This window comes from Rosenbergiella metrosideri (assembly GCF_022602565.1).
Lineage (GTDB): Bacteria > Pseudomonadota > Gammaproteobacteria > Enterobacterales > Enterobacteriaceae > Rosenbergiella > Rosenbergiella metrosideri.
In genome coordinates this window covers 1-248 of record NZ_JALBCV010000126.1, presented here as the reverse complement: position 1 = coordinate 248, position 248 = coordinate 1, and the positions used below count along the sequence as shown (strand labels likewise).

Below are 248 nucleotides of genomic sequence, written 5' to 3'. Positions count from 1 at the left end.
GGTAATGTCTCTCCAGCGGCAACAATTACTGTGCCAGATACCACGGCACCGACTGAGCCAAGTGGCGTGCAGCTTAGCGATGACGGACTCACCGTCACAGGTAAAGGCGAAGCAGGCTCAACTGTCGCGGTCAAAGATGCTGAGGGTAATACATTGGCTAGTGCCACGGTCGGTAGTGATGGCACCTTCAGCGTGACACTCCCTGCAGCACAAACCAATGGCCAAACCCTAACTGTTACGGCGACGGA

At 55.6% G+C, this 248-nt stretch carries 1 protein-coding gene; it reads left to right on the top strand.

The features are described 5' to 3' along the window. Nucleotides 1-248, top strand: a 248-nt coding sequence (locus MKR94_RS16775) for an Ig-like domain-containing protein (protein WP_241647926.1), incomplete at both ends; no start/stop codon positions are given.